Consider the following 16453-nt stretch of genomic DNA (forward strand, 5'->3'; position numbering starts at 1 on the left):
GCAATAGCCTTGTGCTATATAGAAACATAGGGGGTAGCATAATGATGGGAAAAAGGTTGAAAGAAATTTTTGGTTTGATTCTGATTAACATCACATTAGTCAGTGGGAGCTTAAATGCAGAAACGGTATATGCAGATACACAAGCCAAGATTGAAATTGAGAAAACGGAAATGCCATTAAAAATTTGTGTTGATGAAGAAAATAAAAAAACGGTACTTCAAATAGTGGCAGCCTGGAAGAAAATATATAAAAATAATGGAGTGGAACTAATGGTAATCCCATCAGGGCAACAGGCTTCGGAAGAAAAAGTACAGGAGATCCAGAATGAAATTACGACAGGAGAAGGGCCGGATGTATTTTTGGCAGAAGGGCCGAATCCGACCTGGAGTGAGCAAAGAGCAGTTGTTTTTGAGGACCCCAAAAAAGAAATGTATCAGGGAACCTTTCTTTCGTTGAAACCATACATGAAATATTTTGATATAGATATTTTAGAAGAGAAGATTTTGTCTGCAGGTATGGCTAATGAGGAACAAATACTGATTCCTATGACATACGATTATTTTCTATATGCATTTACAACACAGGATTTACCGGAAAATACAGAAATATCAAGAAATTGGCTGGAATTAGCCAGACAAAAAGAAAAAGCAATTCAACAGATTGTAGGGCAAAGAAGTGGGGTTCAATTTTTTGATACATTTAGTGAGGTAGTTGATTATAAGAAAAAAACACTTCTATATTCGGAAGAGCAGATAAAAAAAGTTTTGGATGAAACAGTAGCATTAAAAACAAGATCATTAGCTTTAAACTGGAAAATAAAAGATACAGGAGTAGTAAGTCTAAATGATTTGGAAGAACTTGGAGGTGAAAAAACAGTTCATACGGTATTTGCAATGCCGAATCAGGAAGGCGGATTCACTGCAAATGTTACACTTTATGCAGGAATTAATAAGAACACAAAGCAACCTTTAAAAGCAGTCTCCTTTTTACAAATGCTATACAGTGAAGAAGTTTTATCAGGAAAAGGAATAGAGTTAGAAGATAGAAGAGAGGCAAGCAATATAAGATTTCCGCAAGGGGTTTCTATTTACAAAAAGGAACTAGAAAAACGAATGCGGAGTCTTTCGAGACAAGATCAAAAACAAATCAAAACGATACAGGAAGAAGTAAACACCGTTCGATTTTATTCGGTATGGGACAGGGAACTTAATTCCTTATTATCTAAGTATGAGGCACAGGAAGATGAAAAGCAAAAAGAGCATGTCTTCATAAAAACAATACAGAAATGGAAGGGAAAAATACAGAAATGACATAAAAAATCAGCCCTGTGGAGTGAGAGTTGCAAGAAACAGATTTTCCGGAGTACTGTGGAACAGTCTGTAAAGCTAAAGCGGATATTCGCAATCCGCTTCGTTACTTGCTCATAACTGAATAGCTGCTTCACCGCTTATCAGGACTTGGTTGATTCGGTTAAATTCTTTTAGGGTTTGTCAAGGGTGATGAGGAGCTTTAAAAACAGGCTCCTCTTCACCCTTAATTTATATATCGGTTAATGATCTGTGCGTTTGAGAAATTGATTCGTATATATCAAGACACATATGACAGAGCATTACTTTTGACAGGAATTTTTAGAAACAATAACCTTTGTCGGTCGATACAGTTTTTCTCCGAAGAAGTAGCCTTTCTGTATTTCCTCGACAACTCTGTCTTCTTCCACCCGGTCGGTTTCTTCGATGTGCACTGCATCATGGATATGAGGATCAAATATTGTACCATTTGCTTCCATCGGTAAGACATTCAGCTGATATAAATTCTGCGCCAAAGCTGTACGGAAATCCATCATAAGAAGCTTTTCATCCATATAGGCCCAGCGATTCGTCGTTCGTTCCGAACTGACAATTCCATATTCGAGATTGTCTTTTACAGCCAGCAGCTTTTCAATCCATGTGCTGACTCGGATATTTGTATCTCCGTCATGACAGTCTGCAAATACTTCTTGTGTCTGTCTGGCGATCATCTGGATTCTCTTTCCAATTGCAGAAGCCTTCGTTGTGGGGTTCAGATTTTCCGCCCCCAGGCAAAACTCTTTTCCGGCCTGAAGTACATTTGCGAGAAGCTGTTCCGGTACGAAAACGGTATTTATCGGGAAGCGTTTCGGCTTTTCTTCTGTGAATTGACTCAAATCTATCTTTGCAAGATTCTCTCCTGATTGCAGTATCAGGGTAAAATCGCCGCATTCCATTCCAACCTCGATCCATGCTTTCAGCCGGCTTGCATCCTTTGGAAATTCAGGACAGATCTCCTCCATTTTCTAGGTTCTGACTTTCCTTTTAGAATCCTTTGATTTCAGATACAGGTTCAGACCTTTTCCTTTGATTCCGGAATCCAGCAAAATGTCGAAACCATCTGTTCGCATGGGAATCATGTGTCGTTCTTCGTTAAGCCAGGTTAATGGAATGCATTCCTTTCCCCATTGGATGGTTGAAATTTCAATTCCGGCGGTCCATGGGAAAAGTACAAGCATGGTAATAGGCTTCGCGGTAGGATTGGTAAGTCTGGCTCCCTGGGCTGCAGTTCTATCCGCGGCCACAACGGAAAGATCCTCGTATCCGATTGTTTCCTGACCCAGTGTTTCTCTCGATTTCGTATCACTTAGATAATAGTACGTCATATTTGGAATCATTTCTGGAGTATTCTCTCCGATGGTATATTCCAATCCTTCCAGCATATTAGTTTGATCTGTCCATGCTGAAAATTCTGCCAGCAGATTTTGCTTTTTACAATTTGAAATCACACGAACCCCAAATTGCTGGTCATGTTTCATATCTTGTGCTTTTGAAAGGGCACAAGCATCTGTCGCAGTCATAACCCTTATTACATGAAAGCCTGCTTTTTCCATGGCGGTCCGTACATTTTTCTGCGTTATAATTTCCGGTATAGAAAGGGCAAGCACACAATCGCTTATCTGTGCAAATGCAGTTTTTTGAAGCTCCATTTTCAATTCCTTCATCAGAGCAATACAATATCGAATCGAACAAGGCTCCAGGGTAGAAGAAACTGCGCTTTCTGCTTCCTGCATAAAGTCTTCTTCGTCTGTGTTTCTCTCGTGAAGCATCCGTAATATCCGCCTGACTCATAACGGTGAAGATACGGAGCAGTTACTTTTTATCAAGGGTTCTCGCGCATTACGCCGACCAGTGCATGCGGGACATATGGCTCTTCGAGATAAGCAGTCTCATCCGGTGTCAGCTGTACACCGATGGCTTTGACGCCCTCTTCAATATGCGATACCTTTGTCGCCCCGACAACCGGAGCAGTTACTTTTGTGAGCAGCCATCCGAGCGAAATCTGGATTCTCGTCAGCCCCTTCTTCTTTGCAAGTTCACCGACGCGGTCGATAATGATGGCGTCTTTTTCTTTCGTCGCATCATACTTTCCTTTTGCGTACGTATCTTCCTGCAGCCGTTTGGAAAGCTCCGACGGTTTTTTTGCCAGGCGGCCGGAAGCCAGCGGGCTGTACGGTGTCAGTGCAATATTCTGATCCTTGCAGAACGGAACCATCTCGCGTTCCTCCTCGCGGAATAGCAGATTGTAATGTCCCTGAATCGAAACAAATTTGGCCCAGCCGTTCTTATCCGCAATATAATTTGCTTTTGCCAGCTGCCATGCGAAGCAGTTAGAAATACCGATGGCGCGTACCTTTCCTGCAACGACAGCTGAATTTAATGCCTCCATCATTTCTTCTACCGGTGTGTGATAGTCCCACATATGGCAGATATAAAGGTCAACATAGTCCATGCCAAGATTCGTAAGGCTGCGATCGAGAAGACCTAAAATATGATCTTTTCCGCTCACCCCGTCTGCAATTTCCTGCGGGCTGCGCGGGAAAAATTTTGTTGCGACAACGACTTCATCACGTTTTGCAAAATCGTTCAGCGCGCGTCCCAGATACTGCTCGCTGGTGCCGCTCTGATAACCGGCAGCGGTATCAAAAAAGTTTACACCAAGTTCCAGACCGCGTTTTAAAATCGCGCGGGAATGCTCCTCGTCCAGTGTCCAGGAATGTATGCCGCTTTTTGCATTTCCAAATCCCATACATCCCATACAGATTCTCGATACCTTTAAATCCGAATTTCCAAGTTTTGTGTATTCCATGAAAAAATCTCCCTGTGCGATGATGTACTCCCAGAGTACATGATTTCGTGCTTTTCTAAGATACTTCCATTGTAAAATCGGAATACAGATTTGTCCAATACTTGATGCAAAAAGAAGGGTATGTTCAAAAAGCATGAAGAACGAGAGAAAGAACAGGAAAAACATGTGAAGGAACATATACAAAATCAAGTGAAAGTCAGTTTTCTAAAAGTAAAAAGTCAAATCAGAACATTTTTTTTCATCCCGGAGTATGCTAAAATTTTTTTATAAGACAAAGACAGGATGTGCGAAAGCATGTTGCAGGGGTTTTTACGCACAATCCGGAAAAGAGGAAACATGAAGAAACAGTATTACTGCAATCCATTAAACATGGACTACCGTTACCAGTTTATCGAGGATATGAGAAGCGGCGAGGACAAGATTTCCCGCGAGGCCGCCGATCCGTCGATGATTTTATTTCAGGGAAAATATTATATTTTTGCATCCATGACTTTGAGCGTCTGGGTTTCGGAGGATATGGTTCACTGGGAGAGCCACCGTCTGCCGGACAGCCTGCCGCTGTATGACTATGCGCCGGATGTGCGCGTGGTCGGCGATTACGTGTATTTCAGCGCATCCCGTCGTGGCACGATCTGCGATTTTTACCGCACGAAAGATATCTTAAACGGTCCGTTTGAGCGTATTCCGGGAACCTTCGATTTCTGGGATCCGAACCTGTTTCTTGATGATGACGGAAAGCTCTATTTTTACTGGGGATGCAATAACGTGACTCCGATCTGGGGTGTGGAGCTTGAACCGGAGACGATGGTTCCAAAGACCGAGAGAAAAGAACTGATCTACGGTCAGCCGGAAAAAATCGGATACGAGCGCGTCGGAGAAAATCATTCCAAAATGCCGCTGAGTGAAGAAGAAGCTGTTGAAAAATTCAAAGAATTTCTGAAAGCACAGGGAAAAGATGCGGATCATCTGACGGAGGAGCAGATCGGGTTTGCCAAAATTATGTTCAGTCAGAGACCGTTCATCGAGGGCGCATGGATGACGAAGCATGACGGAACCTATTACCTCCAGTATGCCGGCCCGGGAACGGAATACAACGTTTACGGTGACGGTGTTTACGAGAGTGATTCCCCGCTTGGCCCGTTCCGTCTGGCAAAGAACAATCCATATTCCTATAAACCGGGTGGATTCCTGCGCGGTGCAGGCCACGGTTCGACGATGGAAGACCGCTATGGAAACTGGTGGCATACCGCGACAATGCAGATCAGCAAAAACCACGATATGGAGCGTCGCGTCGGCATCTGGCGGGCAGGTTTCGACAAAGATGGTGTCCTGTTCTGTAATCAGCAGTTCGGCGACTGGCCGATGGCGGTGGAGCAGGCAAAAGAAGACCCATGGGCAAAACCGGAGTGGTATCTCTTAAGCTATCAGAAAGCAATGACGGCATCGTCCTCGGAAGAAGGCAGAGAACCGTCGTTTGCGACAGATGAAAATATCCAGACCTGGTGGCGCGCAGCCGGAAATCAGCCGGGTGAGTGGATTTCGATGGATCTTGGTGAGGTAAAAGATGTCCGCGCCGTACAGATCAATTTTGCAGATGACAAAATCGATGCACCTCTGCCGGGCGAGCGTCAGGGCGAACGATATATCGACCCGAGCCAGCATAAGACCAGATGGCTGCTTGAGGCATCCGCCGATGGAACAAACTATTTTGTTCTGGCAGATAAATCAGACGCAGAAACCAATTTGCCGCACGATTTCATCGTAAAAGAAGAGGGTGTACAGATCCGTTATCTGAAACTCACTGTTTTTGAAGTGCCGTACAACCAGAATCCATGCATCTCCGGTCTTCGTGTTTTCGGCCTCGGCAACGGCGAAAAACCATCCGCACCGCAGTACCAGGCAGAGCGGACCGGAACTATGGATATGCGCATCACCATCGAGCCACAGACAGACGCTGTCGGATACAACGTCCTCTGGGGTTTTGCACCGGACAAGCTGTATCACAGCTGCATGACCTTTATGCCGGAGCAAAATATTGGAGCGCTGGTAGAAGGCGAAACGGTGTATGTGAGAGTCGATGCGTTTAATGAAAATGGAATTACGGAAGGAACCGTAAGGCCGCTTGCATGATACAATTATATTGAAAAAGCAGAAAAACAGCTCAGGTGCTCTTTGGAGAAATGAACATTAGAAATAAACGGATTGAACATAAGGAGTATTTATGGAAATACATGAATTACAGCAATTGCTGTCAGAAATGTCATTACAGGAAAAAATAGGACAGATGGTGCAGCTCACCGGTGTATACTTCGATAAAGAGGCAGTACTCACCGGTGTTGTTGGCGAACAGTTACCACCGGAATGGATCATTCAATATGCCGGTTCAGTGCTTGGAGTGATCGGTAAAGATAAAATTTATGATATTCAGAGCAGATATATGGAACAGCATCCCCATCATATTCCGCTTCTTTTTATGGCAGATGTTATCCATGGATGTCGGACGATTTTTCCGATTCCGTTGGGGCAGGCGTGTTCATTTCATCCGGAACTGGTGTCTGAGGCGGCTTCTATAGCTGCCTTGGAGGCATCTTCAGAAGGGCTCAGAGCAACATTTTCTCCTATGATTGATGTTTCAAGAGATCCCAGATGGGGAAGGATGATGGAATCCTTTGGAGAAGATCCATATGTAAATGGGATCATGGGAAAAGCAATGGTAGATGGCTATCAGCAGAAAGATGATGCCGGAATAGCGGCATGCCTGAAGCATTTTGCGGGTTATGGGGCAGTGAATGCAGGAAGGGAATATAATGATGTTGAAATATCCCAGCGGACATTTCTGGAACAGTATGTAAAACCTTTCCGTATGGCATTAAAAGCAAAGCCTGCTATGGTCATGACAGCTTTTAATGCTATTGACCGTAAACCGATAAGCGGAAATAAGGAACTTCTTAAAGGGCTTCTGCGGGATAAGGAAGGATTTGAGGGAACTGTAATTTCAGATTGGGGCTCCATAGGTCAGCTGGAAGAACAGGGAGTGGCAGCTGATATGGAAGAAGCAGCAATTCAGGCTTCCGAAGCCGGTGTAGACATTGATATGATGAGTCCTGCTTATATGCTGTGTCTGGAAAAACTGGTAGAAAGCGGAAAAATCCCGAAAGCGTTTGTTGATGAAAGTGCATTCCGGGTCCTGATGATGAAAAATCAGCTGGGGCTTTTTGAAAATCCGTTTGCCGGTCTTGGAAAGAGTGGAAAACTGACTCTGCATAACCGGGAAAAGGCATATCAGCTGGCGGGCGAAAGCTGTGTCCTTTTGAAAAATGAAAAGCTGCTGCCATTAAGCAGGAAGAAGAAAGTTATCTGGGCAGGTCCTTATACAGCGTCAAGAGAATTTTTAAGCCGCTGGTCAATTTTTGGAGAACATGAGGCAGTTGAAACAATAGAAGATATTTTACAAAAAAAGCAGATAGAAGCAGAATGTATTACAGGATGCAATATTCTTTCTGATGAAGAGTGTAAGGTATGGCAGGTGGAACAGGAATTGTCTGACAAGCCAAGGGATGAGCAGTGGCTGGAAACGATAACCCATGAAGATACGGTTGTATGTGTACTGGGTGAACATGAGTCCCAGTCAGGAGAGACTGCCAGCAGGGCATTTCTGACTTTGCCGGAAGAACAGCAGGTGTTATTTGAAAAAATAGCAGAACGTACAAGTAATATTGTGACTGTGGTAATTACAGGAAGACCATTGGACCTGCGGAGGATATCAGAAAGATCCAAGGCTGTCATTATGGCATGGAGACCCGGCACTATGGGAGCTGAAGCAATCATAGATCTTGTGTATGGCAGAATAAACCCTTCCGGCAAATTATCTGTGAGTATTCCATGGTGTGTGGGACAGGTGCCCATAAGCTACTGGGATGTAAAAACCGGACATATACTTACAGAAGATAATTCAGAAAATCGTTTTGCCAGCAGATATATGGATATCCCAAATACGCCGTTATATCCATTTGGCTATGGATTGTCCTATACAGAGTTTGATATTTCGGACATTGATGTGCAGACAGGACAGGATAAAAAAGTACATATACATTGTAATGTGTGCAATACAGGGAATGTTGCGGGAGCAGAAGTAGTCCAGTGTTATTATGAAACATTATATGCATCTGTAGTACGTCCAAAGAAAGAACTTGTCCGTTTCCGAAAGGTTTTCCTGGAGCCGGGGGAAAAGAAGGATGTAGATTTCTTTATTGACCAGGAAGAATTCTCATATTATGGCAAAAACATGGAAACCGTCAGCAGCGGAATGAAACTGCGTATCAGTATTGGAAACAGTAGTGACCACCTTGTTTCTGAGAACATTATACAAGTATAGGAAAAAAGAGACATGAAGGATTTTGAAAATGATTTGATTTATTATCCTAATCCGGACCCGGTCAAGGAACCGAGATTTATTTTAAATTCTGTAGATGAATTGGAAAAATCAGCAAAATACAGTGTTACCTGCAATGGAACAGAGCGAGTGGTATACCATACAGATTCGTTTGACTATGTTGTTGTAGTAGATAACGAAGCGTATGATCTGGAGATTTCAATCCATGCATCATATGAAAAACTTGAAATCCGTCCGTCCAGCTTTGGCATAGTTCCTTCTGTAAAAGGAGAAACAATCCATATCCATCTTGATGAACCGAGAAAGTTTACTGTAGAGACAGATGGTGGTCTTCATGATGCATTGTTTGTACTTTGCTCGCACAGGATTGAGAAACCGGCAGATACCACCATCTGCTTTGAAAAGGGCAAGGTATATAATGTAGGAGTTCTTACCTTAAAGTCCAATGATACGGTTTATATTGAGGAAGGTGCGGTTGTATCAGGGTGTGTATATGCAGACCACTGTGACAATATTTCCATTGTAGGAAACGGAATTATCAACGGAGCCTGCTGGCATCTGCCGGACAGTAATGCACACCGTTTCTTTATCTATGCCAAGTGGTGTAATAATGTACTCTTAAAAGGCTTTACGGCTGTAGACGGACCTTCCTGGCATGTAGTTCCTGCGGCGTGTGACCATGTTGTGATTGATAATATGAATATTATGTCGAGGATTGTAACGGGAGACGGTATTGATATTACGAGCAGCCAGGATGTAGAGGTAAAAAATTGCTTTATCCGTTCCACAGACGACAGTATCTGCATCAAATCCCAAAGATTGTTTGAAGATCCGTCAACGGTACGTGATGTAACAAAAGTGCGTGTTCACAATAACGTAATCTGGAATGCAGAACCCGGTAATGCCATAGAGCTTGGTTATGCCCTCCAGAGCGAAATCCACGACCTGGTATTTGAAGACTGTGACATCATACACTGCCAGTATGAAGGAAACATGGGTGGTGCGGCGATTTCCATACATCAGGCAGATGGAGGTCATGTTCATGATATACATTATAAAAACATCAGAGTAGAGCAGGCAGAACAGAAACTGTTCGATATTAAGGTTCTGCTTTGCAAATATACGGAACAGCTTGCCAAAGGAGAGATTAATGATATCTATTTTGATAATATCCAGGTGCTGAACGGAGATATCCCGGTTTCCGTGATCCGGGGGTACCAGACACCGACAGAAGAAGTACGTGTTCATGATGTCCATTTTGATAACATTACTTTTATGGGGAACAAGTGTGAAACCTGGCAGGATATGCGGCTAGTCACAGAACTGGCAAATGATATTTACGTCAACGGTGTCAGAACATGCAGACAGATGAAATTCTGAGAATATTACCATATAGGGAAGATTCAACAAATAATGGCAAGGATTCTCCCACCTCGATAGGTGGTGAGATGAATTGCAAATAAGAAAATTAACGGCAGTGGAGGGCGGAGAGAAATCGGTATCCCTACTGACATGAGGCAAACCACAGTCAGCATTCTGCTGACAAGTCAGACTCTGTGAAATTACCGACTGTGGATTGAAACAACTTCTTAAATGAATATAGTTTTTTCAATTATATTGACAAAGCAGAAAAACAGTTCAGGTGCAGAAATGCACTTGAACTGTTTTGACGTTAGGCGTATCAATGACTAATCCAGCCGACCTGAATGGATCAAGGAAAATTTTACACTTGTTGATTTACCGTTCTTTCTTCATCTCAAACACCAGCGCAATCGGTGCGGAGCCTCGTCTGTATCCTGCCGGGACAGTTATGCAAAGGCCGCCTTCGACTTCTTTGAATGCAACCTTTTCTCCGTTTTCCACCATACAGATCTCCGAAATCTTCGTCTCGGTATACGGTACGAAAATTTCTGCCTCTACCGATTCCTGTACCGTCGGATATAACCGGAATACATAGACAGAATCACCTTTCTGTGTGAACGAAAGGGTTCCGCTCTGGTACGGCGCGCAGACGCGGGTTCCGTAGATAGCATCGCCGAAGGTTTTCATCCACTGGCCAAAACCGTTCAGGCTGTCCCAGGCATCGACCGGGATGCGGCCGTCTGGCTGTGGGCTGACGTTCAGTGCCATGTTGCCGCCTTTGGCAACGATGTTGACAAGCATGCCGACAAGCTCACGCGGAGATTTATAATGATCGCCGTATTCGTACGTAAAGTCAACGCCGAGGGTAAGGCAGCTTTCCCATGGAACGTTCAGCGGTTCTTCCGGAATGCAGAGCTCCGGTGTCACGTAGTTTTCGTAAGCGCCGCCGATTGTACGGTCAACGGAGAGAATCCACGGCTGAATCTTACGTGCTTCCTCAACGATCTCTCCAAGCTCAATATCCTGGCCGTTGCTCTCAGAGACCCAGCCCGCGTCGAACCAGAGAATATCCAGCTTACCGTAATTCTCACAGAGCTCCAGAACCTGATTTTTTGTATATTCTTTAAAACGGTTCCACACGTTGGGATATTCCTTCGGATCGTAGGAAGGTCCGCGGGATGTCAGACCATCTTTTCTCAGATCTTCATTCCAGTAGTCCGGGCAGTGCCAGTCGGCTTTGGAAAAATAAGCACCGATGCCGATGCCTTTTGCACGGAATGCATCAAACATGGATTTTACGATATCCGCATTTTTATGTTCATGGAACGGGCAGTCCTCTGCAGTTGTTTTATAATCTGTATATTTGGTGTCCCAGAGGCAGAATCCGTCGTGATGCTTTGTGGTCAGAAGAAGATAACGGAATCCGCAGTCCTCTGCCATCTGCGCCCATTCCTCCGGCTGAAAGCGGACCGGATTAAACGAACGATTCAGGCCGAAATACTGTTTTTTAAAGGTTTCGCCGTCCGTCCAGTTTACCTGGTGGCGGGACCAGTCTGAATCCTTGTCGCTTAATGCCCAGGAGGCAACCATGCCGGGCTGGCAGTACAATCCAAAATGCATCATCAGCGCAAGCTTCTGATCCCGGAACCATTCGAGCTGCTGCAGAACAGCCGGATCGGTCGGACACACATACGTTTCAGCGGCGCTGTAGTTGTGGACACCCTGGGAAACAATTTCCTGTTCTGGATCAGAGGGCGCTTCATTGCCCAGGATATCGATGATCGGTTCCGTTGTTCTGTTTTGATCTTCGTGTTCTAAGTTCTCTGTGCTCATAAGAGAGTCTCCTTCTCGTCAAGATGAAATTCACACCAATACTCGAAAATACAGCCAGAACCCGTTAAAGAGCCGGTTTTGGCACTAAAATAAGAAAGAATCCTGCCCGGAGGGCTTTTTTCTGTAGAAAAAACCGCGGCGACCCGATGACGTGCAGGCGGCCGCGGATCGGACAGGAATCCTGTCCTCGAGATAGTGTGTGTACGGACTCCCGACACCGGGATATCCGTCTGTGTTGTCTATAGAATACCATATAAATGTTAAAAAGTCACCCTTTAAATTTAAACAAAATGTTCATAAAAAATCGGTAAAAGTGAACAAAAAGGATCATAAAAAAATCTAAAAAAATAACCCCTACGGGGGCTTGCAGGACGAATTTTAGCGTAGTAAAGTAAAAAAAAGAAAAAAACAGAAAACAAAAAGGAGGAGAATATTATGCATATGGCTGATGCGTTGGTTGCGCCTGCAGTGGCTGCAACAATGTATGTCTGTTCCGGCGGAGCAGCTGGTTTTTCTGTAAAAAAAGTACGCCTGGAGAGCGACCCGAAAAAGATCCCAGTGATGGGAGTGATGGGTGCGTTTGTCTTTGCGGCGCAGATGATTAACTTTACAATTCCGGGCACAGGATCGAGTGGTCATCTCTGCGGAGGGATGATGCTGACTGCATTACTCGGACCGTACGCCGCATTTTTAACAATGATCGGTGTGCTGCTGATCCAGTGTCTGCTGTTTGCGGACGGCGGTCTTCTGGCGCTTGGGTGCAACATCTGGAATATGGCGTTTTATGGGTGCTTTCTCGGCTATTTCCTGTTCTGGTGTCCGATGATGAAAAAGGGAATGTCGCGCGGAAAGATTGTAGGTGCTTCCATCCTTGGGTGCGTGGTGACGCTGCAGCTTGGTGCTTTCAGTGTGGCGCTGGAAACACTTGCATCCGGTATTACGGATCTGCCGTTTTCTGTATTTGTGGCAACAATGCAGCCGATTCATCTCGCGATTGGTCTTGTAGAAGGCCTGATTACAGCGGCCGTTCTGCTGTTCGTCTATGAAGCGCGTCCGGAGATGCTTTCGTGCAGCGAAGAAAGGGCAAAGAGCCGCTTTTCTTTCAAGAAGACAATTGCGATTTTAGACATCGCAGCACTGGTGATCGGCGGAGCTGTTTCTCTTGCGGCATCCTCCAATCCGGATGGACTTGAGTGGTCCATGGAGCGTCTGACTGGCTCGACGGAACTGGAAAACGACGGAACCGGCGCACATGCAACGGCGGAAGAAATTCAGGAAAAAACGGCACTTCTGCCGGACTATGGATTTAAAAATTCCGATTCCACATTTGGAACCAGCTTTTCCGGAATTGCGGGATCCGCAGTCGTTCTTGTTGTCTGTGTCGGTGCATGCTATGCATTCCGCTTCTTTAAAAAGAAAAAGTCATAAGCTGCACGGAACAGGAGAAAAATGAATAAACTTGGCAATGCATTATATGAAATTCATCATATGGACATGCTTGCGGCGAAAGACCAGTGGGTGAACAAAATTCATCCACTGGTTAAACTCGTTTTGACGATTGTTTTTCTGACCGTAACGATGTCCTTTCCAAAGTACGATCTGACCGGCCTGCTGCGCATGGGAATTTATCCGATTGTGCTCTTTATTGTCGGCGAAATTTCGTTAAGCGACAGCATCCGGCGGCTTCGGATTGTTCTGCCGCTCGTCTGTTTTGTGGGGCTGTTCAATCCGATCTTTGACCGTCAGGTAATCGGGCATATTGGTACTGCTCCGCTGACAGCAGGGATGCTTTCCATGGTGACGCTGATGATCAAAGGTATTTACAGCGTACTGGCGGCGTATCTTCTGATTGCGACAACATCCATCGAGAAAATCTGTTATGCACTGCGTCTGGTTCATATCCCTGCCATTCTGGTGACACAGGTGCTGCTGACGTACCGCTATGTCACGGTGCTTCTTGAAGAGGCAAACCGTATGACCCAGGCGTACAGTCTGCGCGCGCCGAATCAGAAGGGTGTTCATTTCAAGGTATGGGGAACACTGGCCGGCCAGCTGCTTCTGCGCAGCATGGACCGCGCAAATGAGGTGTATGAAAGCATGACTTTGCGTGGCTATCAGGGAGAATTTTACTATACAGCGAAGGAGCCGTGCAAAGCGAAGGACTGGCTGTATATGGGTGTGTGGCTTGTACTTTTTGCCGTACTGAAAGTAACGGGATGAAGCGCTGCGTGGGAAGACATCTATTTGCAACAAGTCGGAAGAAGTAGAAAAGCAACCTGGTGCAGTTGCCTGCACGCGGGAAGAGAAAAGAATTGTCGGGAGATATCAAAAATGAGCCATATTCACATCAATTTTGAACATGTTAATTATTCTTACGAAAAATCAGTCCCGATTCTGCAGGACATCACGTTTACTGCACACGAAAATGACAGCATCGGACTGATCGGCGCGAACGGTGTTGGAAAATCGACGCTGCTGAAACTTCTGGTGGGACTGAATCTGGACTACGAAGGCAGCATCCGTGTGGAGGAAATGCCGGTTGTAAAAGAGATGCTTCCCAAAGTGCGCGAAAAAATCGGCTATGTCTTCCAGGATTCCGACAGCCAGCTTTTCATGTCGACGGTATTTGAGGATGTTGCATTTGCTCCGCGAAATTACGGGCTGCCGGAGGAAGAGGTGGAAAAACGTGTAAACCATGCACTGAAACAGATTCACATCGAGCATCTGCGGGACAAACAAATTTACAAAATGTCGGGCGGAGAAAAAAAGATGGCATCGATCGCGACGATTCTCGCTATGACACCGGATATTATCCTGATGGACGAGCCATCGATTGCACTCGATCCCAGAAACCGCAGATCACTGATCCACATTCTGAACGATTTTGAACATCTGAAAATCATCGCATCGCACGATCTCGACATGATTCTGGAAACGTGCAGTCGCGTGATTCTGATGTCCGGCGGGTGCATTGTCTGCGATGGAGATGCAAAAGAAATTTTGACGAACCAGGAACTTCTCGAGGAAAATGGACTGGAACTGCCGTTCTGCCTGCAGAAGCCGGTGTGGTAGAAAAGGCCGAAAAAAACAAAAGAAAACAACACCCGGGGATATCTGAAATCAAAAAATCAGATATTCCCGGTTGTTGTTTTTAAAAAGAATCCGAAGGTCGAATCGGGATTCGGATTTCTGTTACAAATTTTTCTGGATCGCTTGTCATTCCGTTGTCAATTAAGGTGATTTCCTGCGATCGTCTGTCATAAAGATATCTCCAAAGAAAATTTATACAGCAGTACGAATCGGTTTCTTCTTTAAGTACCGAAACACCAGCAGGCAGATGATAATAGAGGTCAGAGATCCGCATGCCGTTGCAATGCCCATCGGGAACAGCGTGTCCGGGAACCAGATGGAAGTCAGATACACACCGGGGATTCTAACAAGCAGAATGGCAATGATATTGTGCAGGAAGGAAAATTCCGACCGTCCGCAGGCACAGAAATAGCCGCTGAAGGTGAAGTGGACTCCAGCAAAAATGCAGTCCCAGATATAACCGCGGATATACTGACCGCCGAGGCGTGCAACCTCCGCATCTGTTGTGAAAAGACCGACCACAGGAACGGAAATAAACTGAATCGTAATAGCGACGATCAGTCCGAAAACGACAGCAATCAGTGCAGCACACCACATGGTCTGTTCGGCACGCTTCTGCTTTCCAGCACCGATGTTCTGCGCGCCGAGCGCCGAAACAGTGGAAAGCATGGAAGATGGAATCAGGAACAGGAAGCTGATGATTTTCTCTACAATACCGACTGCAGCCGCTGCTTCCAGACCGCGCCGGTTAGCGATGATGGTAATGATGATAAAGGCGATCTGAATAAAACCATCCTGTAGGGCGATCGGAACACCGATTTTAAGAATCTGTCCCATTACAGCTGTCTGAGGGGAGAGATCCGACCGGGTAAGACGGATGCCGGTATCATGTTTGCGGATCGCAATCAGTGCCAGAATGACGCTGAGTGTCTGGGAAAGCGTGGTTCCAAGCGCGGCACCGGATGGACCAAGATGCAGGGCGCCCATAAAGAGATAGTCGAGTGCGATATTGGCCGCACATGCGACTGCGATGAAGTACATCGGGCTTTTCGAATCACCAAGTCCACGGAAGATGGAACTGATGATATTATACGCGGTGATGAATGGAATACCAATGAAACAGATCGTCAGATAAGCGACGGTGCCGGAAACGGCTTCGGATGGTGTGGACATCACAAGTACGATCGGCTTTACCAGAAGAAGCAGGATTACCATCAGCACGACGGAAACACCGAGAAATAAAGTGATGGTATTTCCTGTGCAGCGTGATGCCTGCTTTTTATCTTTTGCGCCGACGGCCTGCGCGATGCTGACAGTCGTTCCCATGGAAAGTCCCACGATGATAACGGTAATCATATGCATAACCTGACTGCCGATGGAAACGGCTGTTGTACCGGCCGCACCGTCAAACTGACCGATGATGAAAAGATCTGCCATGCCGTAGAGCGTCTGCAGAAAATACGATAAGAGATAAGGCAGCGAAAAATAGAAAATATTTTTCCAGATACTGCCGGTTGTTAAGTTTCGTTCCATGATAGGGAAACCTCCTGTTGTAGAATATTACGATTATAGTAAACCCTACAATAATTATAGAGTCAAGAATATAATTTTCTGCACTTT

General features: G+C 45.3%; 12 protein-coding genes. 7 read left to right on the forward strand and 5 right to left on the reverse strand.

The annotated features are described in order from the left end of the window. Positions 1-41 precede the first annotated feature (41 nt). Positions 42-1310, forward strand: coding sequence for an extracellular solute-binding protein (locus DXD92_RS14515; protein ID WP_022461239.1), 1269 nt, complete (start codon positions 42-44; stop codon positions 1308-1310). A 299-nt stretch (positions 1311-1609) separates the two neighbouring features. Here DXD92_RS14515 and DXD92_RS14520 read toward each other — a convergent pair whose 3' ends face one another. Genes DXD92_RS14520 through DXD92_RS14530 form a run of 3 tightly spaced genes read right to left on the reverse strand, consistent with a single transcriptional unit; the run spans position 1610 to position 4155 of the window. Then, a complete protein-coding gene (locus DXD92_RS14520; RefSeq protein WP_022461003.1) occupies positions 1610-2308 on the reverse strand; it encodes a nucleotide exchange factor GrpE in 699 nt (232 codons plus the stop codon). Positions 2309-2311: 3 nt separating this feature from the next. Further along, a complete protein-coding gene (locus DXD92_RS14525; RefSeq protein ID WP_022461004.1) occupies positions 2312-3115 on the reverse strand; it encodes a hypothetical protein in 804 nt (267 codons plus the stop codon). Positions 3116-3168: 53 nt separating this feature from the next. Beyond that, positions 3169-4155, reverse strand: coding sequence for an aldo/keto reductase (locus DXD92_RS14530; protein WP_117801808.1), 987 nt, complete (start codon positions 4153-4155; stop codon positions 3169-3171). A gap of 336 nt (positions 4156-4491) precedes the next feature. On the opposite strand from DXD92_RS14530, the gene DXD92_RS14535 reads away from it, so the two are divergent. The 3 genes from DXD92_RS14535 to DXD92_RS14545 all read left to right on the forward strand — a co-directional run bounded on the left by DXD92_RS14535 (position 4492) and on the right by DXD92_RS14545 (position 9928). Further along, positions 4492-6285: a family 43 glycosylhydrolase gene (locus DXD92_RS14535; RefSeq protein WP_118640895.1), complete on the forward strand. Its 1794-nt coding sequence runs from the start codon at positions 4492-4494 to the stop codon at positions 6283-6285. A 91-nt stretch (positions 6286-6376) separates the two neighbouring features. Then, positions 6377-8530, forward strand: a complete 2154-nt coding sequence (locus DXD92_RS14540) for a glycoside hydrolase family 3 N-terminal domain-containing protein (RefSeq protein ID WP_118595227.1) — start codon at positions 6377-6379, stop codon at positions 8528-8530. 12 nt (positions 8531-8542) lie between these two features. Further along, positions 8543-9928, forward strand: a complete 1386-nt coding sequence (locus DXD92_RS14545) for a glycosyl hydrolase family 28 protein (protein WP_118595228.1) — start codon at positions 8543-8545, stop codon at positions 9926-9928. Positions 9929-10285: 357 nt separating this feature from the next. Here the strand turns inward: DXD92_RS14545 and DXD92_RS14550 are convergent, their stop codons facing one another. Then, entirely contained in the window at positions 10286-11743 is a 1458-nt protein-coding gene (locus DXD92_RS14550; protein WP_118595229.1) for an alpha-L-fucosidase, read from the reverse strand. A gap of 435 nt (positions 11744-12178) precedes the next feature. Here DXD92_RS14550 and DXD92_RS14555 point away from each other — a divergent pair, with 435 nt between their 5' ends. The 3 genes from DXD92_RS14555 to DXD92_RS14565 all read left to right on the forward strand — a co-directional run bounded on the left by DXD92_RS14555 (position 12179) and on the right by DXD92_RS14565 (position 14815). Then, entirely contained in the window at positions 12179-13171 is a 993-nt protein-coding gene (locus tag DXD92_RS14555; protein ID WP_118595230.1) for an energy-coupling factor ABC transporter permease, read from the forward strand. Between the two features lie 21 nt (positions 13172-13192). Continuing rightward, on the forward strand, positions 13193-13963 hold the full coding sequence (cbiQ, locus tag DXD92_RS14560; RefSeq protein ID WP_117510011.1) for a cobalt ECF transporter T component CbiQ: 771 nt from the start codon (positions 13193-13195) through the stop codon (positions 13961-13963). 111 nt (positions 13964-14074) lie between these two features. Next, positions 14075-14815, forward strand: a complete 741-nt coding sequence (locus DXD92_RS14565) for an energy-coupling factor ABC transporter ATP-binding protein (protein ID WP_117510012.1) — start codon at positions 14075-14077, stop codon at positions 14813-14815. 210 nt (positions 14816-15025) lie between these two features. Here DXD92_RS14565 and DXD92_RS14570 read toward each other — a convergent pair whose 3' ends face one another. Further along, positions 15026-16366: an MATE family efflux transporter gene (locus DXD92_RS14570; RefSeq protein WP_118640843.1), complete on the reverse strand. Its 1341-nt coding sequence runs from the start codon at positions 16364-16366 to the stop codon at positions 15026-15028. Positions 16367-16453: the final 87 nt, after the last annotated feature.

It is taken from the genome of Blautia sp. TM10-2 (genome assembly GCF_003480845.1).
Taxonomy (GTDB): domain Bacteria; phylum Bacillota; class Clostridia; order Lachnospirales; family Lachnospiraceae; genus Fusicatenibacter; species Fusicatenibacter saccharivorans.